18 protein-coding genes and 1 pseudogene are annotated in these 26,155 nt (G+C 68.8%); 15 read left to right on the forward strand and 4 right to left on the reverse strand.

Features of this window, described 5'->3' with window-relative positions; genetic code table 11:
* The first annotated feature begins 15 nt into the window (after positions 1-15).
* The 6 genes from HKK74_RS10090 to HKK74_RS10115 are packed head-to-tail and all read left to right on the forward strand — an operon-like array spanning position 16 to position 8,721.
* Complete coding sequence (locus HKK74_RS10090) at positions 16-999, forward strand: ABC transporter ATP-binding protein (RefSeq protein ID WP_187242872.1); 984 nt, start codon at positions 16-18, stop codon at positions 997-999.
* On the forward strand, positions 996-1,787 hold the full coding sequence (locus HKK74_RS10095) for an ATP-binding cassette domain-containing protein (RefSeq protein ID WP_222722115.1): 792 nt from the start codon (positions 996-998) through the stop codon (positions 1,785-1,787). Before HKK74_RS10090 ends, HKK74_RS10095 begins: the two co-directional genes overlap by 4 nt.
* Positions 1,784-3,967 carry an MGH1-like glycoside hydrolase domain-containing protein gene (locus tag HKK74_RS41340; protein ID WP_187242873.1) on the forward strand — a complete coding sequence of 728 codons (2,184 nt, stop codon included), beginning with the start codon at positions 1,784-1,786 and terminating at the stop codon, positions 3,965-3,967. Before HKK74_RS10095 ends, HKK74_RS41340 begins: the two co-directional genes overlap by 4 nt.
* Positions 3,964-5,595 (forward strand): FAD-dependent oxidoreductase, encoded by a 1,632-nt coding sequence (locus HKK74_RS10105; protein ID WP_187242874.1) that lies wholly within the window; start codon positions 3,964-3,966, stop codon positions 5,593-5,595. Before HKK74_RS41340 ends, HKK74_RS10105 begins: the two co-directional genes overlap by 4 nt.
* The gene (locus tag HKK74_RS10110) at positions 5,595-6,518 is read left to right on the forward strand and encodes a dihydrodipicolinate synthase family protein (protein ID WP_187242875.1); all 924 of its coding nucleotides are present in this window, start codon (positions 5,595-5,597) and stop codon (positions 6,516-6,518) included. The genes HKK74_RS10105 and HKK74_RS10110 overlap by 1 nt, the downstream gene beginning before the upstream one ends.
* 46 nt (positions 6,519-6,564) lie before the next feature.
* On the forward strand, positions 6,565-8,721 hold the full coding sequence (locus HKK74_RS10115; RefSeq protein ID WP_187242876.1) for a golvesin C-terminal-like domain-containing protein: 2,157 nt from the start codon (positions 6,565-6,567) through the stop codon (positions 8,719-8,721).
* Positions 8,722-8,763: 42 nt separating this feature from the next.
* Here HKK74_RS10115 and HKK74_RS10120 read toward each other — a convergent pair whose 3' ends face one another.
* On the reverse strand, positions 8,764-9,582 hold the full coding sequence (locus HKK74_RS10120) for an SDR family NAD(P)-dependent oxidoreductase (RefSeq protein ID WP_187242877.1): 819 nt from the start codon (positions 9,580-9,582) through the stop codon (positions 8,764-8,766).
* Between the two features lie 91 nt (positions 9,583-9,673).
* On the opposite strand from HKK74_RS10120, the gene HKK74_RS10125 reads away from it, so the two are divergent.
* Positions 9,674-10,315: a TetR/AcrR family transcriptional regulator gene (locus tag HKK74_RS10125; protein WP_312881414.1), complete on the forward strand. Its 642-nt coding sequence runs from the start codon at positions 9,674-9,676 to the stop codon at positions 10,313-10,315.
* 334 nt (positions 10,316-10,649) lie between these two features.
* On the forward strand, positions 10,650-12,083 hold the full coding sequence (locus HKK74_RS10130) for a sensor histidine kinase (RefSeq protein ID WP_187242878.1): 1,434 nt from the start codon (positions 10,650-10,652) through the stop codon (positions 12,081-12,083).
* On the opposite strand, the gene HKK74_RS10135 is transcribed toward HKK74_RS10130, so the two are convergent.
* Positions 12,039-12,389 (reverse strand): hypothetical protein, encoded by a 351-nt coding sequence (locus tag HKK74_RS10135; protein ID WP_187242879.1) that lies wholly within the window; start codon positions 12,387-12,389, stop codon positions 12,039-12,041. The genes HKK74_RS10130 and HKK74_RS10135 overlap by 45 nt on opposite strands.
* Positions 12,390-12,927: 538 nt before the next feature.
* Entirely contained in the window at positions 12,928-13,128 is a 201-nt protein-coding gene (locus tag HKK74_RS10140) for a hypothetical protein (protein WP_187242880.1), read from the reverse strand.
* Between the two features lie 498 nt (positions 13,129-13,626).
* On the opposite strand from HKK74_RS10140, the pseudogene HKK74_RS10145 reads away from it, so the two are divergent.
* Positions 13,627-14,337 (forward strand): annotated as a pseudogene (locus tag HKK74_RS10145) (DUF4262 domain-containing protein); the annotation flags it as partial.
* A 583-nt stretch (positions 14,338-14,920) separates the two neighbouring features.
* Positions 14,921-15,766 carry a helix-turn-helix domain-containing protein gene (locus HKK74_RS10150; RefSeq protein WP_187242882.1) on the forward strand — a complete coding sequence of 282 codons (846 nt, stop codon included), beginning with the start codon at positions 14,921-14,923 and terminating at the stop codon, positions 15,764-15,766.
* A gap of 75 nt (positions 15,767-15,841) precedes the next feature.
* Here the strand turns inward: HKK74_RS10150 and HKK74_RS10155 are convergent, their stop codons facing one another.
* A complete protein-coding gene (locus HKK74_RS10155; RefSeq protein ID WP_187242883.1) occupies positions 15,842-16,741 on the reverse strand; it encodes an AraC family transcriptional regulator in 900 nt (299 codons plus the stop codon).
* Between the two features lie 162 nt (positions 16,742-16,903).
* Here HKK74_RS10155 and HKK74_RS10160 point away from each other — a divergent pair, with 162 nt between their 5' ends.
* The 5 genes from HKK74_RS10160 (at position 16,904) to HKK74_RS10180 (ending at position 26,116) form a co-directional block, all read left to right on the forward strand.
* Positions 16,904-17,881: a carbohydrate ABC transporter permease gene (locus HKK74_RS10160; RefSeq protein WP_187242884.1), complete on the forward strand. Its 978-nt coding sequence runs from the start codon at positions 16,904-16,906 to the stop codon at positions 17,879-17,881.
* A 38-nt stretch (positions 17,882-17,919) separates the two neighbouring features.
* On the forward strand, positions 17,920-18,699 hold the full coding sequence (locus HKK74_RS10165; protein ID WP_222722116.1) for a carbohydrate ABC transporter permease: 780 nt from the start codon (positions 17,920-17,922) through the stop codon (positions 18,697-18,699).
* Positions 18,696-21,458 (forward strand): alpha-L-rhamnosidase, encoded by a 2,763-nt coding sequence (locus HKK74_RS10170; RefSeq protein ID WP_187242886.1) that lies wholly within the window; start codon positions 18,696-18,698, stop codon positions 21,456-21,458. Before HKK74_RS10165 ends, HKK74_RS10170 begins: the two co-directional genes overlap by 4 nt.
* Before the next feature lie 38 nt (positions 21,459-21,496).
* Positions 21,497-22,759, forward strand: coding sequence for an ABC transporter substrate-binding protein (locus tag HKK74_RS10175; protein WP_187242887.1), 1,263 nt, complete (start codon positions 21,497-21,499; stop codon positions 22,757-22,759).
* Positions 22,760-22,894: 135 nt separating this feature from the next.
* Positions 22,895-26,116 carry a family 78 glycoside hydrolase catalytic domain gene (locus tag HKK74_RS10180; protein ID WP_222722117.1) on the forward strand — a complete coding sequence of 1,074 codons (3,222 nt, stop codon included), beginning with the start codon at positions 22,895-22,897 and terminating at the stop codon, positions 26,114-26,116.
* The last annotated feature ends 39 nt before the right edge of the window (positions 26,117-26,155 follow it).

A 26,155-nucleotide genomic window follows, 5' to 3' on the forward strand; every position in this document is an offset into this window, starting at 1 on the left:
GCGGAGGTGGACAGGATGCCCGAGAACCCGGCCGGCGCACTCCTCCAGGTCGCCGACCTGGTCGTCGACCTTCCCGGCGGGAAGAGCGACCTCCGGGTGGTGGACGGTGTGTCGTTCGACGTGCCCGCCGGGACGACGGTCGGGCTGATCGGCGAGTCGGGGAGCGGCAAGACGATGACCGCCCTGGCGATCATCGGGCTGCTCCCGGGCGGCGCGGCCACCGGTGGCCAGGTCGTGTGGCGCGGGGAGGACCTGCTCCACGCGGGTCCGACCCGGCGCCGGCGAGTCCGTGGCCACGAGATCTCGATGATCTTCCAGGATCCGCTCGCCGCCCTCAACCCGACCCAGCGCATCGGGCGGCAGGTCGGCGAGATCCTGCGGCGTGACGGAGTGCCTCGGGGCGAGGCCGGCCGCCGGGTCGTCGAGTTGCTCGACCGGGCCGGCGTACCTGATCCGGTGCGCCGGGCCCGGGAGTACCCGCATCAGTTCTCCGGCGGGATGCGGCAGCGGGCGATGATCGCGCTCGCCTTGGCGGGACGCCCGTCGCTGTTGCTTGCCGACGAGCCGACGACGGCGCTGGACGTCACCGTCCAGGCCCGCATCCTTCGCCTGCTGCGCTCCATTCAGGAGCGAGACGGGCTCGCGATGCTGCTGGTCAGCCACGACCTCCGGGTCGTCGCGCACGTGGCCGGGCAGGTCGTGGTGATGTACGCGGGCCGGGTGGCGGAGCGTGGCCCGGCGCGGCAGGTGCTGGATCGGCCGGCGCACCCGTACACCCGCGCCCTGGTGCGGAGCGTTCCCGCGGTACGGACCCGTACGGCTCTCGCTCATCCACTTCCGGGCGCGCCGGCCACCCCGGCCAACCGGCCCGCCGGATGCCCGTTCCACCCGCGCTGCCCCCTCGCGCGTGAGCGGTGCCGGCTCGAGGTGCCGGCGATCCGGGAGGTCGGACCAGACCGCTGGAGTGCCTGTCATTTCGCCGAAGAGGTGCTGCCGTGAGCGCGCTGCTCGAGGTGAGCGACCTGCGTGTCAGCTTCGGCGGACGGGGGCGGCGGCGCACGGGCGCCTTCGTGGCGGTCGACGGGGTGAGCCTGACGATCACCGCGGAGCAGACGCTCGGGCTGGTCGGGGAGTCGGGGTCCGGTAAGACGACGGTGGCCCGCTGCGTCGCGGGGCTGACCCGGCCGGACTCCGGTTCGGTCGGCTTCGGCGGACGGCCGCTCGACCGGGCCGGCCGCCGGCCGCCGGAGCTGCGACGAGCCGTGCAGATGGTCTTCCAGGACCCGCGTTCGTCACTGAACCCGCGGATGACCGTCGCGTCGGTGGTCGGTGAGGCCTGGCGCACCCATCCGGTCACCGCACCGTCCGGCGACCGGACGACGGCATTGCACCGGCTGCTGTCCGACGTCGGGCTCGACGCCGAGGTGGCGTCGCGGCGAGCCGGTGAGCTGTCCGGCGGTCAGTGCCAGCGGGTCAGCATCGCCAGGGCGCTCGCCGTCCGGCCACGGCTGCTGGTGTGCGACGAGGCGGTCTCCGCGCTGGACGTCTCCGTCCAGGCCCAGATCCTGCGGTTGCTCGCCGACCTGCGCCGCACCCACCGCCTCGCGATGCTGTTCATCTCCCACGACCTCGGAGTCGTACACCAGATCGCCGATCGGGTGGCGGTGATGCGCCGGGGCGTCATCGTCGAGGAAGGGGCGACCGAGGACGTGCTCAGCGCGCCACGGCACGAGTACACCCAGGCCCTGCTCGACGCGGCTCTCGACCTCGGCGGGGTGGGCACGTGAGCGGGGAGAACGTGAGCGCCACACCGGCGCCGACCGGCTGGAACACCTGGGACGTCCGGACCCATACCGGCATGGTCCACCTGCCGTCCGGCCTGCGGGTGCGGTTCGGCCTCCTTACCCCGCACGGCCCGGCCATCGACGAATTCACCTGGCGCGACGGCCTGGTCCGGCTCGGGCACCACAGCGTGGACGGCGGGTACGCCGAGGTGACGGTGGAGGCGGGCGGCATCCTGCTGCATCTCGTCATGGCCGGGGGACCGGGCGAGGTCCTGAACGCCCGCGCCGAGGCGTCAGGCACCGCGTCCAGTACCGCGTCCGGCACCGAGGCGTCCGGCACCGTCGTGGTGGCCGTCGACGGCTGGTCGTCCGAGCGGCCCCGGCCGCTCGATGGCATCCCCGGAGCCGACGAGCCCACCTCTCGGGCCGGCGTCCGCTTCGGCAACCTCACGTGGAGCGTCGAGGCGTCGGCCGCCGCACGGCACGTCACGTGGGCGGATGGTCTGATGCTGGCGTTCGAGGCCGGAACCGTGGATCTCCGCGTGGCGCCGGACGACGTGCCCGGCTCGGTGCGCGACCTCGATGCCGTACTGGCGGCCCGGCGCGTCGACGCGGAGCGGACGAGGTTGCGCTCCGCCGGCCGGCTCGGCGATGCCGCCGACGCGCTGACCCGTGCCGTCACCTGGAACACGATCTACGACCCGGGCCTCGGCCGGGTGCTCACCCCGACCTCCCGCGACTTCGTCTCGGCGGCACGGCGCGGCTTTTACGGCAACTGGGCCCTCCACGCCTGGGACACGTTCTTCACGGGCCTCGCCGCTTCCGTCGTCGACCGTGACTACGCACGTGGCATCTTCCGGCAGATCCTTCCGTACATCGACGAAGCGGGCATGATCCCGAACCGGGTGAGCGACGACCGGGGCCGTACCGACGATCGGTCGCAACCCCCGGTCGGGGCGCTGACCGTGCACAGGGCGTATCTGGCCGGTGGCCTGTCCGACGCCACCCGTGATCGAGCACTGCTCACCGGCGGCTTTCCGGCCCTGCTGGCCTGGCACGACTGGTGGCCGCGCGCCCGCCGCGGCCCGTACGGGCTGCTCGCCTGGGGGTCGGACCCCATCGAAGGCGACGCCGGATCGGCGACCCTGGACCGGGCGAAGCGCGAGTCGGGCCTCGACGACTCGCCGATGTACGACACGGCGACGTTCGACCCGGCCGGCCACACGATGGATCTCGCGGACGTCGGGCTGAACGCGCTGCACATCGCCGACGCCGAGGCGCTCGCCGCGATCGCCGACCGGCTGGGCGAGGCGGACACGGCCACCCGGCTGCGCGACGAGGCGACCGAAGCGCGCGGGGCCGCCGGGAAGCTGCTCTGGGACGAGGAACGTGGCGGCTACCGGAACCTGAGCGCCGACGGCCGGCACGACCCGCACGTTTCACCGACCATGCTCTACCCGCTGCTCGCCGGCATCCCTGACGCCACCCGGGCCGCGGCCGTGGCCGCCGACCTGTTGCGGCCGGAGGTGCTCGGCGGAGATCGCCCGTTGGTCAGCGTCGCCCGCGACGACCCTGCGTTCGCCGCGACGTACTGGCGCGGACGGATCTGGGCCCCCATGGCCTACCTCGCCGTCGAGGGACTGCGCCGGTACGAATTGACCGGGCTGACCCGTCCCGTCGTCGACGCGTTGCTGCGGCTGTTCCTGGCCGAGTGGCAACAGCACAGTCACGTCCGGGAGAACTATCCGGCCGGCGGCGGCGAGGACCTTCGCGACCTCCGGGCGCGCTCGGACGGACTGATGGCCTGGGGTGGCCTGCTGGCCTATCTCGCGTTCACCGAGCTGGCCGACGCCCGGCCCGGCGGCTGGCGCTTCGCCCATCCCGGGGAGCCCGCCGAGCTGCGCAATCTTCCGCTCGGCGACGGCCGCCTCGACGTCTGCGCCGCCGACCGGCTCACCGTCGTGCTGGACGGGCGGGTGCTGCTGGATGCGACGCCCGGCGTCACGGTGAGCGAGTACGTCCGTACGCCGGCCCAGGTCACCGGGCTGGCCACCGGCGCCGGCGAGCTGCTCGTCGCCCCGCCGGGGGACGGCGAACCGGTGCGGCTGGCCCTGGACGGCCGACCCCGGCGCTTCGAGATCGGACCTGCGAGAGACCACCGACGAAAGGGAACCAGCGCGTGAGCAGTGAGGCGGCAACATCCACCGACATCCTCGTCGTCGGCGGAGGGCTCGGCGGCGTCGCGGCCGCGCTCGCCGCGCTTCGCAGAGGCAGATCGGTGCTGCTCACCGAGGAGACCGACTGGATCGGCGGCCAGCTCACCAGCCAGGGCGTACCACCGGACGAGCACCCGTGGATCGAGCAGTTCGGATGCACTCGCAGCTACCGTGAACTGCGCGAGGCCATCCGGAGCTACTACCGGACGTGGTATCCGCTGACCGACGAGGCGCGCGCTCGTGCGGATCTCAACCCGGGCGAGGGACGGGTCAGCCGACTGTGTCACGAGCCGCGGGTCGCCGCCGCGGTCCTGTCCGCCATGGTGTCGCCGTACGTCTCGGCCGGGAGGCTGCGCATCTTGTACGGCCACCGGCCGGTCGCCGCCGTCGTCGACGGGGACCGGGTACGCAGCGTGGTCGTCGAGGCGCCCGACGGCCGTCGGCTCGAGGTGAGCGCGCGGTACGTCCTGGACGCGACGGAGCTGGGGGACGTGCTTCCGCTCGCCGGGGCCGAGTACGTCACGGGCTTCGAGTCGCGCCACGAGACCGGCGAGCCGAGCGCGCCGGACGAGGCGCAACCGGGGAACATGCAGGCCTTCTCGTGGGTGTTCGCCCTGGATCACCGGGCCGGCGAGGACCACACCATCGACCGTCCGGCCGGCTACTCCGCCTGGGCGAGCCACCGGCCGCCGCGCTGGCCGAACCGCCTGCTCAGCCTCAGCGCTCCGGATCCCCGTACGCTGGAGACCGTCGAGCGCAGCTTCCTGCCGAATGCCGAAGCCGCTCCGAATGCCGAAGCCGCCCCGATCGTCGCCGACCAGAGCAAGGACCCGGGCGACAAGGAGCTGTGGGTCTTCCGCCGGGTGCTCTCCCAGAAGGTGCTCCGACCGGGGTTCGCCGACAGCGATGTGACGGTCGTGAACTGGCCGATGATCGACTACCTGCCCGGGCCGCTCATCGGGGTGAGCGACGAGGAGCGGGACAAGCACCTCGCCGGCGCCCGTGAGCTGAGCCTCAGCATGCTGTACTGGCTCCAGACGGAGGCGCCGCGCCCGGACGGCGGGACCGGCTGGCCGGGCCTCCGGTTGCGCGGCGACGTCATGGGGACCTCCGACGGGCTGGCCAAGGCGCCGTACATCCGCGAGTCCCGCCGCATCGTGGCTCGCCGGCGGGTCGTCGAGCAGGACCTCTCCTTCGCCGTGCGCGGCGAGCGGGGCGCCGTCGGCTATCCGGATTCCGTCGGCGTCGGCATGTACCGCATCGACCTGCATCCGTCCACCGGCGGTGACACCTACATCGACGTCGCCAGTTGCCCGTTCCAGATCCCGCTCGGTGCGCTCATTCCGGTACGGCTGCGCAACCTGCTGCCGGCGGCCAAGAACATCGGCACCACGCACATCACCAACGGCTGCTACCGGCTGCATCCCGTGGAGTGGAACGTCGGGGAGGTCGCCGGGGCACTGGCGGCCCACTGCCTCGACAAGGGGCTCGAGCCCGGACAGGTGCATGCCGATACCGCCAGGTTGCGTCACTTCCAGGACGAGTTGGCCGGCGACGGGGTCGAGCTGGCCTGGCCGGAGATCAAGGGGTACTGATGGCCACGACCGTCGATGGGCGCAGCCTCTTGCGGGGCGTCATGGTCCCGCTCGTCACTCCGATGACCCGGCCCGGGGTGCCCTCCGCCGACCACGCGGCCGGCCTGCTGCGCGCGCTGGCCGGCGCCGGCGTGCACAGCCTGATGTTGTTCGGCAGCAACGGCGAGGGACCGCTGCTGCCGGCGTCGTCGTTGACGGGCTTCGCCACCGGTGTGGCCGAGCAGTGGCGCGAGCTCACCGGCGGCCGCCCGGTGCTCGCCACCATCACCGGTGCCGGCACCGGCGAGGCTCTCCACCGGGCGGAGGCGGTGTTGCCGGCCGAGCCGGACGCCGTCGTGCTCAGCCCGCCCATCTACTACCGCCACCGCGACGACGAGATCGTCGCCCACTACGCCGCGCTGGCCGAGGTGGGCGTGCCGGTGGTCGCGTACAACGTGCCCCGGTACAGCAACCCGCTGAGTCCGCCGCTGATCGACGAGATCGCCGCGATGCCGCACGTCGTGGGGATGAAGGACAGCTCCAATGACCTTGCGCTGCTCGGTCACGTCATCGAGGCCGCCCGGCGCCGTCCGGACTTCGGTGTGAGCCAGGGGGCCGAGCGGCAGTTGCTGGCGGGACTCCGGCTCGGCGCCGACGGTGTCGTGCCCGGCATGGCCAATCTCGCGCCGAGACTCCCGGTCGAGCTCGTCGACGCACATCAGGCCGGGCGCGATGCCGACGCCGAGCGTGCGCAGAAGGTCATCGACCAGATGCTGGCACTGCACGACGTCCGCCCCGGAGTCCCGGCGGTCAAGGCCGTGCTCGACGAACGCGGGCTCTGCCCGCCCCATGTCGCGGCACCGTTCGTCCCATGTACGCCGTCCGAGCGGCGAGCCCTGTCGGCGCTGCTCGGACCTTATGAAGCCCAGCTCCTCCACGCCTGACCCGCCCGTCCGGTCATGGCCGGCCGTCGACCCCCTGGAGGGAACCATGGCACCACGAACCGACCCGCCCCACCCCGGCTCGCCCGACCCCGGCCCGCACCACCCCGGTCCCTCGCCGATCAGCCGGAGGTCGTTCACCCTCGGCGTCGCCGGCGCTTCGGTGACCGCGGCGCTAGGCACTGGCTTGACCGGCGTGGCCGCCGCGGCCCCTGCGGCCCCCGCGCCGGCCCGCCGCGGCGCGTTCTTCGACGAGACCACGCTGTGGGACTCTCTGGTGGACCCGCTGGAGAACTACCACGTCCACGGTCTCGCCGTTCTGCCCGACGACACGATCCTTGCCGCCACCGAGGGCCGGTACGAGGTGTGCGACGCCGGGCCGCGTGACCTGCTGATGCGGCGCAGCACGGACGGCGGGGACACCTGGACCGCGACGGAGACGCTCGTGGCGTCGGTGGACGGGCAGTCGTGGGGCAACCCGGCGTTCGTCGTCGACCGGGGGACCGGCGAGGTCTTCCTCTTCTACATGCTGTCGATCCGGCTGCCGGAGAACACCAGCTGCTCCGGTGACAGCGGGGACCTGTACATGATCTCCAGTGCCGACGGCGGCCGGACGTGGAGCGAGCCGCGGAGCATGCCCGGGCTGTTCGACCACTTCCCGTACGAGTGGGCGCTGCACGGTCCCGGCCCTGGCCACGGCATCCAGCTGGACAACGGCCGGCTGCTGCTCAACTGCGCACACCGCCGGGTGATCGTCGGCAACACCGTCGCGCAGCGCTTCTACGGGGTGGCGTCGATCTACAGCGACGACCATGGCGCCACCTGGAAGGCGACCGACGAGGTGCCGGTGTCCGTCGATTACCCGATCAACGAGGCTCGGCTCGTACAGCGGGCCGATGGAACCGTCATCGTCAACGGACGCGCCGCGGCGGGAGGCAACCGGCAGCGAATCGTCGCCGTCAGTGGGGACCGTGGGTCGTCCTGGTCGCAGCCCCGCCTGGACGGCTCCACCGGCACCTTCAACGCCGTCGACGCCGGCCTGCTGCGCTACACGGGAGGACCGGGCAGCTCGGAGGTCGACCGCATCCTGTTCAGCCGCCCGGACTCTCCGGTACGGACCAACATGACGGTCTCGGTCAGCTACGACGAGGCGCACTCGTTCCGCTACAGCCGGGTGATCAACGAGAACCGGTCGTACTACTCCGAACTCGCCCGGCTCTCCGACGGCACGATCCTTCTCCTGTACGGCTGCGACGGCGACATTCCGAGCTTCCCGCGGCGGGTCGTCATCTGCCGGTTCTCGCTGGAATGGCTCACCGACGGCCGCGACGGTCTGTCCCGCGGGCCGGGATACCGGGAGTCCGTCGTCGACCTCGCGGCCGACGCCGCACCGTCGGGCGGAACGGTGGCGGTCACCGCCGATCCGCTCGCCCGTGAGGGCGGCCGGGTGACGTTCACGCCGCACGAGGTCGGCGGCCACGTCGAGTACGAATTCGACATCGCCCGCGCCGGGTCGTACGAACTGCTCTTGCGTTACTACCGGACGGCCGACGGTGGGCTGGTCACCGTCACACTGGACGGACGCCGGCCACGGACGGCCGTCGTCGACACCACGTCCGCGCTGGCCGATGGCTACGACATCGCGCAGCTCGGCACGGTCGGGCTGCGCGCTGGGCGGCACACCGTCCGGTTCACCGCGTCCGGGCCGGGGCTGGGCGGCGGAACGCTGGTCTCGCTCGACTCCCTGAGCCTTGTCAACGCGCGCTCACAGGCCGACGTCCGCAACGAGGTGCTGATCGACAACGACGAACTCGGCTACGAAGTGCTCAGTGGTGCCTGGTCGGCGGGGACGGGGGTGCCCGGCTACCGCGGCGGAAACTACCGCTCGGCGCCCGCCGGCACGGGCGAGCGAGCGGTCCAGTGGCGGCCGGTCGTCCCCCACGATGGCGAGTACGAGATCCAGGTCTCCTATACAGCGCACGAGAACCGCGCCGGCAACGCTCCGTACACGATCACCCACGCCGGTGGCGTCGACGTCGTACGGGTCGACCAGCGGGTTCCGGGGCGGCCGGAGCCCCGCGGCGGCTCGTGGGTGTCGCTCGGCACCTACCGCCTGGCCGAGGGGCTGGCCACGACGATCAAGCTGAGCAACGACGCGGACGGTGCCATCGTCGCCGATGCCGTCCGGTTGATCCGCATTGACTAGTGCGATGGCCGCGTGGGCCGAAGATCGGATTGTTCAGTCGGTTCACGCCGGCCCAGTGGTGCGGGCGGCGTGCTTCGGGTTCGGGTCGAGCACTTTGCGGGTGACCCGTTCGGCGATGGCTGTGACGAGTCGCCGGGACCGGCGGGGGGACAGGTGCGCGGTGAGGGCGTTGGCGAGGCCGGGGGTGACGTAAGGACGGTCGCGATCGAGTGCGCGCAGGGCAGCGCGGATCACCGGTTCAGGTGTGGTCATGTCCCCGCCCACAGCGGCCCTGCGGGTGCCGATGGTGTCGAAGAACCTGGTTTCGACGGGCCCGGGGCAAAGGGCTAGGACGCGGATGCCGCGGCGGCGGTACTCCTGGCGCAGGGCGAGGCTGAAGTTCAGCACGAAGGTCTTGGATGCGCTGTAGACGGTGAAGTAGGGCGATGGTTGAAACGCCGCGGTCGAGGCGACGTTGATCACGGCGCCCGACCCGCGTTCCAGCATGCCTGGTAGTAGCTGGTGGGTGAGGTCGACGAGCGCGACGACGTTGACCATCAGCTGGTCGTGATCCCGCTCCCCGGCGATCTCCTCGAAGCGACCGCAGGTGCCGAAGCCGGCGTTGTTGACCAAGAGGTCGACGGTGAGGCCGCGGGCGGTCAGTTCGTCCCCGATCCGGCGAGCGGCGTCCGGCTCGGCGAGGTCTTGGACGAGAACGTGGGCGCGGATTCCATGGCCTCCCCGGAGGCGTTCGGCGAGGGCCTCGAGCCGATCTCCGGATCTGGCGGTGAGGATCACGTCGTGTCGGCGGGCGGCGAGCTGCGTGGCGAATTCCGCGCCGAGGCCTGAGGACGCGCCGGTGACGAGAGCGATGGCGTTCACGCTGATGTTCTCCTTGTCGTACGGCCGGGGCCAGTGCCTCGACAACTGAGATAGGACAGTACTATCTCGATAAAATATTGCAACAGTGGTGATGCAGTTATCGGATGAGCTGCTGCTTCGTCGTATGCTGAAGCGGATCTCGATCGGGAGGTTGGATGACCGGACGATGGGACGACCGTTGAGGGCAGATGCGGAGCGCAGCGTGCGTTCGATCCTGGAGGCCGCGGAACGGGTTCTGGCCGAGAACCCGGCCGCGTCCATGGAGCAGATCGCGGAAGCCTCGAACGTGGCCAGGACGACCGTTCATCGGCGGTTCGCCAGTCGCCAGGCGCTGATCGACGCGCTCGCGGCCTCGACCGTGGAGCGGCTCGCGCAGGCGATCGAGGACGGCAGGCCGGATACCGCACCGCCGCTCGTCGCCCTGCACCGGATCACGGCCAACGTGCTCCAGTTCAAAAGTGCCTGGGGGTTCGCGCTCGGGTTGCCGGCCACCGAGGGCAGCGAGGCGACGACGACCCAGGAAGAGATCGCGCGACGCTGCATGGGGCTGCTCGTCCGGGCACAGGACCAGGGCGTGATCGACTCACAGGCCGACCTCGACTGGGTGCGTCGGGTCTACTACGCACTCATCGGGGAAGCGCTGCACGACAGCCCCGAAGATGCGGACCCGGACGTCCTCGCAATCAAGATCGTCGACACCCTCCTCCACGGCGCGGGACCGCGCACCCGTTGAAGGCCCGCCGGTAGCGACGGCGGTGGCGAAGGCGCTCAACACGGTGCTGCCCAGGATGGCCAGATCGAGTCGCGATCTCGGCTCAACACGGACCAGACCTTCGTTGCTCCGTTTTTTACATGCTCATGGATTTTTGCGGTGATTAGGCGTGAATAGTGTTAATAGGGTGTGTTCTGGAAGGGCAGATCGGCACAGATAACCCTGGCATGTCCGAACGTTCGTGGGGCGCCGCGTTCATCCGACGAAGACCCGAGGGATTCGCCGGTTGTGAGATCGACGGGTGACGAGCCCGGGGCGTCACCAGAACCGCCGATCGGCCGGCGAAGGAATGATTATGGGCTTGCACAGCATGCTCAGCCCCCGGTTGCGTCCCCGGTTGTGTGCCCGGCCGCGTCTGTTACGACGCCCGCGCTCCCTACGGGGCCGGATCACCCTGCTGGTCGCGGTGTTGGCGATTCTGTTCTTCGTACCGGCAGGCTTGGTCGCGGGTACGATCGCCCGTCACACGCTCACCAACAGCGCATGGCAGCAGCTGCGCCGTCAAGCCGCGGCCACCGCGGCGGCCGTTCGCGGTGGGCGGGTGACCAACCCCATCGTGCCGCAGGTTCCCGATGTGGATCTGGTGCAGGTCGTGGCACCAGACCATCGGATCATCGCCGCATCGGCCGCCGCCCGGGGACTTCCGCCGATGTCCCTCACATTGCCCACTCCGGCAAATCCACAGCAAGACCTACAGACCTGCTCGAACCCACAACCGGGCTGCCTCCGCATATCCGCGATACGAGCCACACCCGCACTGGAGTCCCCCGTCGTCTACGCCGGCGTGCGCCAACCCAGCCTGTTGTCCATCGGCATCTTCGACACGATGTTCGCCGTCCAGGTCGCCGCGCTGATCACCTTGACCGTCTACAGCGCCTGGAAGATCACCGGCCGTGCGCTGCGGCCGATGGAGGAGATCGGTGCACAGCTGGCCGCGATCAACCTCAACAGCCTCAGCAGCCGTGTTCCCGAACCACCCGACCAGGCCGAGGTCGCCCGCCTTGCCCACGCCGTCAACAGCACACTGGAACGGCTCGAGAACGCCAAGACCCGGATGGAGCGGGCACTCGACCGGCAGCGGCAGTTCGCCGCCGACGCCTCCCACGAACTGCGCACCCCCATCGCCGGGCTCCGCACACAACTGGAGGAGGCACAGCTCTACCCCGACGACACCGAATGGCACACGCTGCTCGACAAGACGCTCGACGACGTCGACCGCCTCGAAAAGATCACCTCCGACCTTCTCCTGCTCACCCGCGTGGGAGCCGGCGGCCCGAGGGCGCTCGAGGAAGTGAACCTGGCGGAGTTGGTCCGCGAAGAGATCTCCCGCAGGGCGGACACGCACCCGGTGCGGCTCCTCCTTCAGCCCGACGTGACCGTCAACGCCGTTCGTGGCCAGATCAGCCGCGTCCTGGAGAACCTGCTCGACAACGCCCAGCGCCACGCCGCCCGCGCAGTCCGCGTCGAGGTGTGCCAAGGCAAGGACATCGTCGAACTCATCGTCACCGACGACGGGGAAGGGATCCCCGAAGCCGACCGAGAACGGATCTTCGAACGCTTCACCCGCCTGGACACCGCCCGTAGCCGCGGCGCCGGAGGCGCCGGTCTTGGCCTGGCCATCGCCCGCGACATCGCCCACGCCCACAACGGCACCCTGCACGCCGAAGCCGCCCCCACCGGAGGCTCACGCTTCATCCTCCGACTCCCGCCGGCCACCCCATCCAACTGATGACGTCGGGGAGCGGCGACCCGTCTCGCCGCGCTGCAACCTCAGGGCGGCGGCGCGGTGGCCGGGCATGTGCAGGGCGGTCAGGATCGTGCGAAGTTCTTGGTATTCGTCGGTCGTGATCGGTTCCGCGCAGGCCGACAGGGCGGTGATCAGTTTGTTGACGGCCTTCTCCCATTGTCCGGCGGCTGCGGCGGCGGTGATCCTCGCCAGCGTCCGATCGGGAACCCTGCCGTGATAGCGGCCGGGGAACCGCCGGATCGTCTGGGCCAGTTCATGGTGATCCATCCCCGGAATGCCCACGGGCATGCGTCTCTCTGTCCGGCTTCGCCGTCCCCTGGCCGGGCGAACGAACTCGTAGGCATCCCGTAGCACGGCCACCCTCTCACCCCGTTTCATCGCCGGAGTCCTCTCGCCCTCCGAACCGATCTCCCCCTTACCCGGTCCGCGCTCCACCCATACCCCACGCCGCCGCCCGCGGTCGGCGGAAGGCGGCCCGAAAGGCCCCGCCGCGCAGGGCCGACCTCACCCGTCTCGTCATCACGGTCGGCAAGCAACGCCGCCTCCAGATGTTCCCGGGCCATCAGCAGCGCGAGCACCGCAATCGGAGCCAAGATCACTATTGCCATCATCGGACACGCCTCACCCCCGTCGCGTCCCCTTTGTCATGGAAAGCCCTACCACGTGAATCCGTGACTAAGCCCAAATCCACCGATCCGGCTGCACTTGGTCGATGACGACGTGGTCGGCCATGTCCAGGTCTTGCGAGGGTCGCGCCGATGCGGCAGGTGGTAGCCGGCAATTGCTGCTGGTCATGTAGCCGTTGCTTCCGCTGATTCTGGGGTCGTCACTTCGGCTCCGTGCGGGGGTCTTGGTCGAGATCTTCAATGAAGCGCAGAATCCGGGCGTTGACCTCATTGGCGAACTGACCGGAGATGGCGTGGGTGGCCTCTGGCCACAGCTCGGCCTGGATCTGGGGGATCAGGGCCTCGGCGCGGGTCAGGGCGGCTCGGGGGGCGTGCTGTCGGCCCGCCGAGGGTCCAGGCACCGAGGGCCATCACGCACTCACTACTTCAAGTCCTGATCGGCTTCGAAGGATCTACGCGGTGGGCCGTCCTGAACTCAGCAACCACGTAGATCAGCCGAAGCGCGGTCGGGCGCTGTTGCTGTGATGTCCGGCTGTGTCCGGTCGTCAACGGCTATTGGCGGGCCTTCGGTGCCGCGGTCCTTTGCGGCGGGCTGCCGGCCGGGCGACGTAGCTCGCGTTTCGGGCCTTCTGGCGGACCGAAGATTGCCGAGGAAGCCACCTGCCCGGCTGCCCGGATCGTCTGTCCTGCCGGGCGGCCTCTACGCTGCCGGGATGGTTGCGCTACTCGACCCTCGCCGTGAGTGTCACTGCGTCCTATGCACCGGCGACGATCCAGGCCATGACCACGACGACGGGCAGGTGTGCGAACACGGCTGCCGGGACGACACCGCGGACCTTGTTGCCCGGCACGGTTGGAGCGCAACCGCGGTCCATTCTGACGATGGTGTTCCGGCCTGGGCGTACACCATCGGCATGTGGCACAGTCTGGGCAGCCCGGAAGTCGCGATGTTCGGACTGCTACTCCCGGACATGCAGAACTGGATCAACAAGATCGGCGACCAGATCCGCGACGGTCAGCCGCTGCACTCCGACGAGCGACCCCTCCACGGCATCCTGCCTGGCGGCTATCCGCTGATCATCAAACCGGTGCATCCCGGCTGGTATCCGTTCTATTTCGGCACCGCCCTGCGCTTCTACCGCCACCACCCACCACTGCCGATCGTCCAAGTGGTCTGGCCCGACCAGGACGGACGCTTCCCCTGGGACGAGCACGCGGGCGTCAACTGTCGGGCCAACCAGCCACAGCTGTGGCTCCCCCCGGATCAGCACGCTCCAAGCCTGTGGCGCGAATTGGAGTCCATCACCCCGTGGCCGTTCCCGGACTCCCCGGTGAGGACCCAGGTCTACACCACCACCCGCATCATCGATGGGCAGCAACCGATCCGCGGTGTGGTACGCGACCACGACGGGGCCTGGCAGTTCCTCGACGGCCTCGACACCACCGGGCAGAGCATCGCGATCGCGCATCTCCACCACGTGTACGCCCAGCACCCGTACCTCGCACAGTTCGCGACCCTGGCACCCGGTCGGCAAGCCTGGCTGTCTACCGACGGCACCTGGACCCTCAGCGACCTTGATCCGGAAGACAAGCCCGCCGAGGACGGGTAGACGCTGGGCGGCGACCGGTGCCAGGCGACGGAACCGATCCCGCCGCAGTGCGTGCGCCCGTCGATGAGCGCCTCACGAACATCCTCTTCTGCCGCTGATCGCAACCGCCACTCTGCCGTGTCCATAGGGGTCGCAGTGTTCGCGGGGCAGCAAAGCGAGGGAAGCCATCAACCCTGGCCGGGTGACCAAGGGTCAGAATCGCCGGCGGCAGCGGCCGTCGTGCGCCTGGTTCCGTTGAGCGTGAGGTGGCGCAGCGCCGGCAGTTCCGGCAGGGCCTCCGAGTCCAGGTCGTACGCGGCATCCGGCCTCTTCGGCTGGCGATCTTGCGCAGGGCTCAAGATCGTGCCGCCGTCGCGCGCTCGTGCAGATGGCAGTGTGTTTCCCTTGAGTGGCATCCCCGCCAGCGCCGCACGGATCAGCGAGTACGTCTGACGACCAGCGTGGGCAGCCGAAATGAGAGCGACAGCCCGGGCACCTGGACCGAGCCTCGCCAGGCATCAGTCCTGAGGCAAGTGAACAAGTAGCCGAAAAGCGAGCAAGAGAGCCTCCGGGGTTGCGATGGTGGAGCATGGAGGAGGAGCGGATGCCCGTTGACTATCGCGCGCCGAACATCAATGCGCGGCGGCTGGGATTGTACCTGCGGCGGACTCGGGAGTTTCTGGAGCTGTCGTACACGGAGGCGGCGGCCCGGGTGCGGTGCGAGTCCGAATGGCTGGTCCGCGTCGAGACCGGGTTCGAGTCGCCGTCGCCCGCTGAGGTGGAGCGGATCCTGGAGCGTTATCAGGTTCGGGAGGCCAAGGTCGCGGAGGTGATGATCGATCTGGCGTCACGCCCCCACGGGCCGGAGTGGCTGGAGGCGCACGCGGATCGGTTGACGGCTTCGAAACGTGACGCGCTCATCATGGAGTCGGAGGCATCGGTCATCCATAGCTATGGCGTCCAGCTGGTCCCGTACATGGCGCGGGTGGAGTCGTACGCTCGTCATCTCGCCCCGCATCTGGCTCCGGGCTGCGACGTCGATGTGGAATGGGACCTGCTGAACAGCCGCCAGCGCTACCGCGCGGGCGGCCGTCGCCGGGTCCTTGACGTGATCATCGATGAGCGTGCGCTGACCCTGCCGCTGACCGAACCGGGGGTGATGGCCGCTCAGCTTCGCCACCTCCTGGACCTCGGCGTCAGCCCGGACACGACGATCCGGGTGGTCCCCAGTGGCGCCGTGTTCTTCGAGGCGCGGGCGTGTCCGTTCGATGTACTGGAGTTCCCGGAGATCGGGGACCGGCTCACCTTGACGCACACTGCCCTGGGTACCGAGTTCGGTTATGGCGACCTCACCGACACGTGGATCCTTATCGAGGAGAAGTCGGCCATCTCGCCGGACGACAGCCGCAACCTGATCCACCGGCTCTTGGCCGAACTCACAGCTCCATGACCAGACATCCGCTCATGCCGCACTGGGGACCTCCCCGCAGTCGTTGCACGATCCTTGATGCGGGTGGGGGTGGCGTCAAAGCCGGAGCGAATGGTGCGTGAATCGCTGCCGATAGGTCGTGGCGGTGAGGCCGTAGTGGGCTTTGAAGCGGCGTGCGAAGTAGTTCTGGTCGGCCCAGCCGACGGCCTGGCCGATCTGGGTGATGGGCTGGTCGGTGTGTAGCAGCAGGGAGGCCGCCTTTTCCACCCGGTGCTGGGCGAGGTAGGTCATCGGTGGTAGCCCGGTGGCGGATTTGAACAGGCGGATGAGGTAGCGGGGTGTCAAATGGAGTTCTTCGGCGAGTTCGTTGAGGGTCCATTTGTGGTCGAGTCGTGACTCGAGCAGGTGCATGGCCTCCAGTACGGCCGGGTGCGTCGGCCCCTCCCTGCCGGGAATGTTCCCTCGGCTGGCGGCGACGGCCCGGGCGAGGTGGCTCAGGAACAGCGAGAGCCGTCCGATGATGTCGCCCCGGTGCCGGTCCACGGGCTGGTCGCGCAACCGGGCCAGAGCGTCCAGATGAATCACGCACTCTTTGAGCGCTTGTGCATCCAGTCTCGTGGTGAGCATTCCTCGGCGCTGCATGGAGTTGGGGCCGGTCCACAACAGGTAACCCAGCAGGGCGTCCTCCCGTGTCCAGGCCAGCTCGCGTTGCAGTAGTTCGTTGCTGAAGCAGCAGTTGTACAGGTCGAGGCCCCGGCACTCCTCGTAGCCGTGCCAGACCCCGGGGCGTAGCAGGATGACGTCCCCGACCTCCAGTTTCCGTTGGCCTGTGAGTGACTTGTGCACCGCTTGGCCGCCTGTGACGACGGCGATCTCGACAAAGCTGTGCGTGTGGACGGGGTGGCTGTCCTCGTGGAAGTGGTGCCCGGCGTAGGCCAGTGACCCGTCGGTGATGTACACCATTCCCTTGATGACGTCAACGGGGGGTCCGTGCATGACCGCACTGTAGCGCCCTGAGGTGTTGAGGTGAACATTGTGCTACCGCTGGCCTATTTCGGGCTATCCGGGCAGGTCACGGTCGGCGCAGGATCCCTGCCTAGAAGCTGTGCGGTTCACCTGGCGGCAACACAGCCGTCATGTGTGCGAAGGAGGGCGCAGATGGCGCAGGGGTCAGCGAGGGAGGTGACCGAGCCGGTCGTGCCCGGCCCGCGGCAGGCAAAGGGAAACCCTGTCGGCCCGGCCGTGGCGGCTTCGCGGCGAGGGAGGCGCACGCGTCGGGCGCCCGCCTGGTTCCTGGTCCCGGCGTTCGCGCTGTACGCCTTCGTGGTGCTGCTGCCCAGCGCTCAGGGTGCGGCGTTCGCGTTCACCGACTGGGACGGGCTCAACCCCACGAGGCATTTCGTCGGCCTGGGCAATTTCCGGGACATGCTGGAGGATCCGGGGGCCCGGGGAGCGCTCCGGCAGACGTTCATCATCGCGGTGGCCGTCACGGTCATTCAGAACGCCATCGGGTTGTTGCTCGCGCTGGGCGTGCACAGCCGGATCAAGAGCCGGAACGTGCTGCGCGTCCTGTTGTTCGCCCCGGCTGTGATGACGCCGGTCGTCACTGCGGCGTTGTGGAAGTACATCCTGGCCCCTGACGGCGCGCTGAACGGCATGATCGCGGCCGCCGGGCCGGACTCCTGGCAGCAGAACTGGCTGGGGAATCCGACCCTGGCCCTGTGCAGCGTGGCGGGGGTCGTCGTCTGGCAGTTCGCCGGCTATTCGATGGTCATTTTCCTGGCCGGCCTTCAGGGCATTCCCCGGGAGGTCCACGAGGCCGCCGCCGTCGACGGCGCGAGTGGATGGCAACGTTTCCGGCACGTCGTGTTGCCGCTGCTGGCGCCCGCGACGACGGTCAACCTGATGCTGTCGATCATCGGGGGCCTGAAACTGTTCGACCAGGTCTGGGTGATGACAGGTGGTGGCCCCGGAACCGCCACTGAGACCCTGTCGACGCTCATCTACAAGAACGCCTTCCAGTTCAACGAGTACGCCTACAGCGTGGCGCTTGCGATCGTGCTGACGGTCTTCGTCGCGGTCATCTCCGGAGGCCAGTACCGGCTGCTGCGCCGCCGGGAAGTAGCGGCCCGGTGAACCGCTACGGCCCCCGCACCCTGGTCCGCGAGATCGCGATGATCGCGGTGACCGCGGTGGTCGCGTTCCCCCTGTACCTCCTGGTCAACCTGTCGCTGCGCGATCCGCGGGATGGGTCCTCTGCCATCGTGCCGACGATGTCGCCGACCCTGCGCAACTACGCCGACGCCTGGCGGGAGGCCGGCCTGGCGGGCGCCATCGTCAACAGCGTCGTGGTGACGGCGCTGAGCGTGGCGATCATCGTTGCCGTCTCGGTGATGGCCGCGTACCCGCTGGCACGGGTGACTGCCCGCTGGTCCCGCTGGTCGTTCCTGCTGGTGATGCTGGGCCTGCTGCTTCCCTTCCAACTGGCGCTGCTGCCGCTGTACCAGACCATTCGCGATCTGAACCTGCTGGGCACCCTGTGGTCCCTGGTGCTGTTCTACAGCGGGCTGCAGGTTCCCTTTGCGACCTTTCTCTACGCGGGTTTTCTGCGTGTCCTTCCCCGTGAATACGAGGAGGCTGCGCTCATCGACGGGGCGAGCCCGATCCAGGTCCTGTGGCGGGTCGTCTTCCCGCTGCTGCGGCCCATCACCGGAACCGTGGTGATCCTGAACGCCATTCTGATCTGGAACGACTTCCTCACACCTTTCCTGTACCTCAGCGGCAGTGACCAGCAGACCATTCCGGTGGCCGTCTTCGGATTCATCGGCCAGTACGTTTCGCAGTGGAATCTGGTGTTCGCCGGACTGGTCATCGCCATGCTGCCGATCCTCATCGTCTATTTCCTCATGCAGCGCCACATCATCAAGGGCTTCGCCGGGGGACTGAAGGGATGACCACGGACTTGCCGAACCCACCGCTGAACACCCGCCCCGACGACGGCGCTCTGCAGCCCTACGGCCTCACCTGCGAGATGCTGGAGACGCCGCTGGGTCTGGACGAGCCGTCGCCCCGCCTGTCGTGGAAACTCCGCTCCACCCGCAGGGGCGACGCGCAGACCTCCTATCGGCTCACCGTGGCGCTCGCCCGAGAGGACCTGGATGTCGCAGGGCGGCGCATCTGGGACACCGGCTGTCGTGAGTCGGCCGTCGGCGTGCTCGTCCCTTTCGATGGGCCGCCGCTGCAGTCCTGCACCCGCTACCACTGGCGGGTCGAGGTGTGGGACGCCGACGGCTCACCGGCGGGCAGGGCGGATTCGTGGTTCGAGACCGGTCTCATGCACGCCGACGAGTGGCGCGCCGTGTGGATCGGCCGTGACTTTGCGGCCGCGGCCGTGATGGATCCGCCCGACCGTGAGGACCGCACCGACCGCACGCGGCACCTGCTGCCGTGCGCCCACCTGCGGCGCTCGTTCGACTTGGGCGGCCGGCGGCCGGTGCGGGCCCGTGTGTACGCCAGTGCCCGGGGTGTCTACCAGTTGAGCCTGAACGGTCGGCGGGTCGGCGACGTCGAACTGGGCCCGGGCTGGACCGAGTACCACCGGCGGGTGCTGTATCAGACCTATGACGTCGGTGAGCTGCTCGAGGACGGCGAGAACGTGCTGGGCGTCGTGCTCGCCGACGGATGGTGGAGCGGCTTCGTCGGCTTCGACTCCCGCCACCAGGCTCTGCACTACGGCGACGCGCCCCAGGTGATCGTCCAGGTCCTGCTGGACTTCGCGGACGGCTCCCGGCGCTGGATCCGCACTGACGAGGGCTGGCTGGAGCGTTCCGGCGCGACCCGGTACGCCGACTTGCTGATGGGGGAGTACGTCGACGCCCGCGATGATCTGTCTGGCTGGGACGCCCCCGGGTACGACGACGCCGGATGGACTTCGGCCGTCGTGCTCGACCGTTCGACCGAGGTCCTGCAGGCCGGCTCCGACCGGCCGGTGCGGGTGACGGAGGAGCTGCCTGCCCGCTCCGTGGTCCGCCGCCCCGGCGGTCACCTCATCGTCGACCTTGGCCAGAACATGGTCGGGCGAGTGAGGCTTACGGTGCGGGGTGCCGAACGCGGACGGCGGATCCGGTTGCGGCACGCCGAGATGCTCGACGACGGGGAGTTGTACGTCGACAACCTGCGCACTGCGGAGGCCATCGACGTCTATGTGGCCGCGGGCGACGCCGTGGAGGTCTTCGAACCGCAGTTCACCTTCCACGGCTTCCGGTATGTCGAGGTCACCGGCTATCCGGGTGACCTGCGTGCCGAGGACGTCGTCGGCAGGGTGCTGCACAGCGACACCCCGTGGACGGGGGAGTTCGCCTGTTCCGACCAGATCGTGACGCGGCTGCAGTCCAACATCCGCTGGGGTCAGCGCGGCAACTTCGTGTCCATCCCCACCGACTGCCCGCAACGTGACGAGCGGCTCGGGTGGCTGGCCGACGCTCAGGTCTTTCTGCCGACCGCCTGCCGCAACGCCGACGTCGGGGCGTTCTTCGCCCGGTGGATGCGTGACGTCGTCGACGCCCAGGATGCCGATGGAGCCTTCCCCGACGTCGCCCCGAGGCTGTGCGTTGACCGTGAGGGTGCACCGGCGTGGGGCGACGGCGGTGTCATCATCCCCTGGCACCTCTATCGCGTCTACGGCGACAGGCGGATGCTGGAACGGTCGTACGCCGCCATGACCGCCTGGGTCGATCACATCCATCGCCACAACTCCGACCTTGTGTGGCGTCACCGTGTCGGCAACCACTACGGCGACTGGCTCCAAGTGGATGCGGAGACCCCGCGTGACCTGCTGGCCACCGCCTACTTCGCGCGTAGCGCCCAGATCGTCGCGCAGGCGGCCGACGTGCTCGGTGAGCACGCCGACGCCAAACGCTACGGCGCCCTGCACTTGGCCATCCGGGATGCGTTCGTGGACGCGTTCGTGGACACGTCCGCACACGAGGGCAAGGTCGCGGGCGGTACTCAGACCGGCTACCTGCTGGCGCTGGCGTTCGACCTGTTGCCCGAACGGCTGGTGTCCGCGGCCGTCCGGCATCTGGCCGCCGACATCGAGGCCCGTGACCGGCACCTCACCACGGGTTTCGTCGGGGTGGCTCTGCTGTGCCCGGTGCTCGCCGAGCACGGCCGCGCCGACCTGGCGTACGCGCTGCTGCACCAGGACACCTATCCGTCCTGGGGCTACTCGGTCCGGCACGGCGCCACCACGATCTGGGAGCGCTGGGACGGCTGGACCGAGGAGCACGGCTTCCAGTCACCGGCCATGAACTCCTTCAACCACTACAGCCTTGGCTCCGTCGGCGAATGGCTGTACGGCGGCGTCGCCGGCATCGACCAGCGGCCCGGCTCCGTCGCTTACCGGGACCTGCTGCTGCGGCCTACCGTCGGCGGCAGGCTCACCTGGGCCCGGGCCCGGCAGGAAACACCCCTGGGCGCCGTCGCCTGCGGATGGCGGCTGCACGAGGACGAAGTTCACCTGGAGGTCACCGTCCCCCCGAGCGCCCGCGCGACCCTGCATGTTCCCACCGGGGACCCGGGAAGCGTCCGCGAAGACGGGGAGGAGCTCGCGGACCGCACTGGAATCGAGATCGTCGACAGCCTTCCCGGTGCTCTGGTCGTCGACCTGGCCTCCGGTCACTACAGCTTCAGCGCCACCCCGCCACTGCGTTGAGAACACCCACCTGTCAACCACCTCTCCGAGGAGGATTCATGCGTTCCACCCACCGGCTGACCGCCGCCGTGGTCGCGGGCGTCGCCCTGGCCGCAGGCGCCTGCAGCAGCGGCACCAACGCCTCCGGCGGCTCGGAGACCCTGCGCATCGCTGCGGTGGCCACCGACCGGGCCGGCACGGAGGCCGTGCTCAAGGCGTTCCAGGTCAAGAACCCCAAGGTGAGGGTCACCACCTCCTACTCCGACACCGATCAGTACCAGGGCACCCTGCGTACGCAGCTGTCCTCGGGCACGGCCCCGGACGTGTTCTTCGCCTGGCCCGGCAACGGCAATCCCGCGGCCATCGAGGTGCTGGCCCCCACGGGCTACATCGCCGACCTGTCCAGCCGCTCCTGGACCGCCCGGATCCCCGCCGGGATCAAGCCGGTGACCCAGGTCGGCGGCAAGACCTACATCGTTCCGATGACGTTCGTCGGCATCGGTGCCCTCTACAACGAAAAGGCCATGGACGAGGTGGGGGCGAAGGCCCCGACCACCTGGAGCGAACTGCTGGCCTTCTGCGACACCGCCAAGTCCAAGGGCAAGGTCGCCTTCGCCCTCGGCAACCAGACCGACTGGGTCACTCAGCTGGTCGACTACGCGCTCGTCCCCACCACGGTGTACGCCTCCAACAAGGACTTCGACCAGCAGATGAAGGCCGGCTCGGCGAAGTTCGAGGGCTCCGGCTGGAACACCGCCATGACCAAGTACCTGGAGATGAACGAGCGCGGCTGCTTCTCCAAGGACCCCCTCGGCACCTCCTCCGAGGCCTCGGTCGCCCAGCTCGCCAAAGGCCAGGCGGTGGCCGCCGTCCAGGTCACCTCCACCCTCAGCCAGGTCAAGGCCCAGGCGCCTCAAGGCACCGAGTTCGGCCTCTTCCCGGTGCCGGCGACCGACAACGCCGACGAGACTCACATGCCCGGCGCGGCCGGCGGCGCCTTCGCTCTGAACGCCAAGGCCAAGAACCCCGAGCCGGCCTCGAAGTTCATCGACTTCCTGGCCACCCCGGAGGCCATGAACGCCTACGCCGCGGCCACCGGCAACCTGCCGAGCATCCCCAACGACCAGTTCCGGCTCGACCCGGCCCTGCAGCCCCTGGTCGACTACCAGAAGGCCGGCAAGACCGTCCCCTTCATGGACCAGCTCTGGCCCAACCCCAAGGTCCAGCAGGCCCACTTCACCGGCGTCCAGAACATGTTCTCGGGCAAGGCCGACCCGGCAACCGTGCTCCGGCAGATGGACAAGGCCTACCAGGAGAAGTGAAGGACGCACCTCAACCTGCCCCTCCCGACACCGGGCCGGACCAGGACCTGGCCAATGTCTCGGCCACCCCATGCGAGACCAACGGCGCTCCGCTGAGGTGACCTCACGCTCATGACGAAAAGGACAGGAATAACAATGTCATTCAACAAGCGCTCCAGACGCGCCTGGACGGCCATGGGTCTGGTTCTGGCCTTGGTCGTCCCGCACTCCGTGAGCGCCTACGCCGACCCGACTCCCCATGGCGCAGCGGGCAATGTCGAGGTGGTGCACCTCAGCGTGGACGGGCGCTACGACTCTCCAGAGGGTCTCGACAATCCTCGTCCGACCTTGAGCTGGCAGATTGCCGAGACCAAGCGCGCGAGGTCGCACCCGTGCTACCGGCCGGGCGCGAGGACCGTCTGCCCGGCCGACAAGCAGACCGCCTATGAGGTACAGGCGGCCGAGACCGTGCAGAAACTGAACGCAGGTGACCTGATCTGGAAGACGGGCCGGGTCAGCGGTTCCCAGCATCGCGTGACCTTCGGCAGGGATCTCGGTTCTCGTGACACGGTCGCCTGGCGCGTGCGGGTGTGGGACGCCGACCGCCGGCCCTCCCAGTGGTCCGACCCGGCTTCGTGGTCGATGGGCCTGCTCGAGCAAGGCGACTGGGGAAGCGCCCGGTGGATCGACTACCCGGACCGGACCGAGAACCAGCCCATGCCCATATTCGCTCGTCAGTTCCATGTGCCGCGCGGCAAGAAGGTCGTTGACGCGCGTCTCTACCTGTCGGGCGTCGGGCTTCACCACGCCACGGTCAACGGCAGGGAACTGACCGACGAGGAGCTGGCGCCCGGCAACTCCAACTACCAGCTCTCAAGCGAGTACCGAACCTACGATTTCACCGGCGTCCTGCGGACCGGTGACAACACCGTAGGCGTGGAGCTCGGCAACGGACCCGCTTACGTGCGCCGTAGCGTCAGGAACGACGCCGTGGGACGGACGTCGCCCTACTCCTGGTGGCAGAGCCAGCTCAAGGGCACCGGGGTTCTCGCGGCGGACGCCGCGGCCGGGGCGACCACGGTCAAGCTCGACAACGTGACCGGATATCACGTCGGCGGCACGATCAACATCGACACCGGCGGGGGCGGCGATCGACTGGAATCCCGTACGATCACCGCGGTCGGCACGGCCGGAGCCGACGGAACCGGCATCATCTTCACTCCCGGCCTGTCCAACGCACACTCGGCCGGCGCCAAGGTCACGGGCTCGGGCAACAACATCGCTGCCAGCGATGCCTCCGCCGGAGCGGCCGTGACACCGCGATTCATCGGCCGCATGGAGATCAGCTACGACGATGGCGGCAAGAACGTCATCGTCACCGACCGATCGTGGCGGACCGCCCTGGGCCCTCTCGTCACCGACGCCTGGTACTCGGGATCGGACTACGACGCACGACGCGAGCAACCAGGTTGGAACAACCCCGGCTCGAACCTGGGATCGACCGCGAAGCGGCGGGACGGCTCCAGCATGGAGTGGATCAGCGCGGGCATCGCTCCACCGCCCAACCTCGCGACCAAGCTGGTGGCCAGGACCGCGGAACCGATCACGGCGCACGAGGAGCTGACGCCGGTCTCCGTGACCAACCCGGCCCCCGGCACGTGGGTGTTCGACCTCGGCCAGAACATCGTCGGCTGGCCGAAGCTCAACCTGGGCAAGGTACCGGCCGGCACGACCGTAAAGGTGGCTCCGGCCGAGTCGCTGAACGCCGACGGAACGGTGAACCAGGCCTCCCTCATGGGCGGCGGCGGTTCGCGGGGAGTCCACCTCTTCAACACCTACACGTCGTACGGCGCCCCGCAGGGCGAGTCCTGGCATCCCAACTTCAACTACTTCGGCATGCAGTGGGTTCAGGTCACGGGACTGCCGGACGGGTACAAGCCGACCGGCAAGCTCGTCACAGGGGTGCGCCTGCAGGCGGACACCCCCGTCTCCAGCGAGTTCGACACCTCGAACGCGCGAATCAACCGCATCCACAAGATGGCGCGCTACTCCTTCGCGAGTAACATCATGTCGGTCTTCACCGACTGCCCCGGCCGCGAAAAGCTCTCATACCCTGCCGACTACACCATGCCCATGGGAGCCATCCACCGGAACTTCGAGCTCGCCGCGTACATGCGCACGACAATGCGGCACCTCGTCGAGGGCCAGTCCGTCGCGGACACCCCCATGGCCGGCAACGTGGCGCTGAAGACACCTGTGTACGACTGGGGGTACTCCGGTCGCTTCGGCGATGAGATCAACTGGGGGAACGCGATCGTCCTGGTGCCGGCCTTCCTCCACGAGTTGTACGGCGACACCCAGACGATGACGAAGTACTACGACCAGATGGTCAAGTACATCGATTACATCCGACGCGAGAAGGTCGGCACCGGTGCCAATGAGCACATCGTCGACGCTGCGCTGGCGGACTGGGTGGCCGAGGACCAGACCTCGGGCCGGATCACCGGCACCTGGGGTTACTACGTCATGATCAGCAAGATGGCCCGAATGGCCGAGCTGACCGGCCACACCCCAGACGCCCAGAAGTACTGGCAGCTGGCCTCGGACATCAAACAGGCGTTCAACAAGGCGTTCTTCAATGAGTCGATCGGGCGATACACCGCCAACGGGAACGCGGGCGCGGAAGGCGCCACCCAGACGGCTCAAGCCCTGGCCCTTGACGCGGGACTGGTGCCTGCCGACAGGCGCAAAGATGTCCTGGGCGCCCTCGTCGAACTTGTCTACGCCTTTCACCCCAAGGGCGACGGCCCGCACTTCAGCGGGGGCACGATCGGGATGGCGCCCACCATCAGGGCGCTGGCGGAAGGTGACCGCGACGACGTGCTGTGGGACCTCCTCCAGGAGAACGACCAGCCTGGTTACGGATACTTCATGGAATCCACTCCCGCCAACCCAGGCGGTATGACGACCATCGGTGAGCGGTGGAACCGCGGCGACTCCAAGAACCACATGATCCTCGCCCAGATTGAGGAGTGGTTCCAGTCGGGTCTCGCCGGTATCCGTATGGCCCACGGCTCCACCGCCTACGGCAAATTGGTCTTCCAACCCAAACCCGTAGGCGATCTGCGGTACGTCCAAGGCAGCTACAAGACGCCTCAGGGCATCGCTCGGAGCTCGTGGACCAAATCCGACCGCAGTTTCGAGCTGAAGATCACGGTCCCCTCCAACACTACAGCCGAAGTCTGGGTGCCCACCGATGAGCGCAATGCCATCCTCAAGCCGGCCAGGGCCACCTTCGAACGGGTCGAAGGACAGTACTCCGTCTACTCGGTCCCCTCAGGAAAGTTCACCTTCACGACGGTAAAAGCTAGATCATGAGCACAGTTGGATCGGTGGATTAAGCTTCAGACACCGCCT

It is taken from the genome of Actinomadura alba, from assembly GCF_014323705.1.
In the GTDB taxonomy this organism is placed as follows: domain Bacteria; phylum Actinomycetota; class Actinomycetes; order Streptosporangiales; family Streptosporangiaceae; genus Actinomadura_C; species Actinomadura_C alba.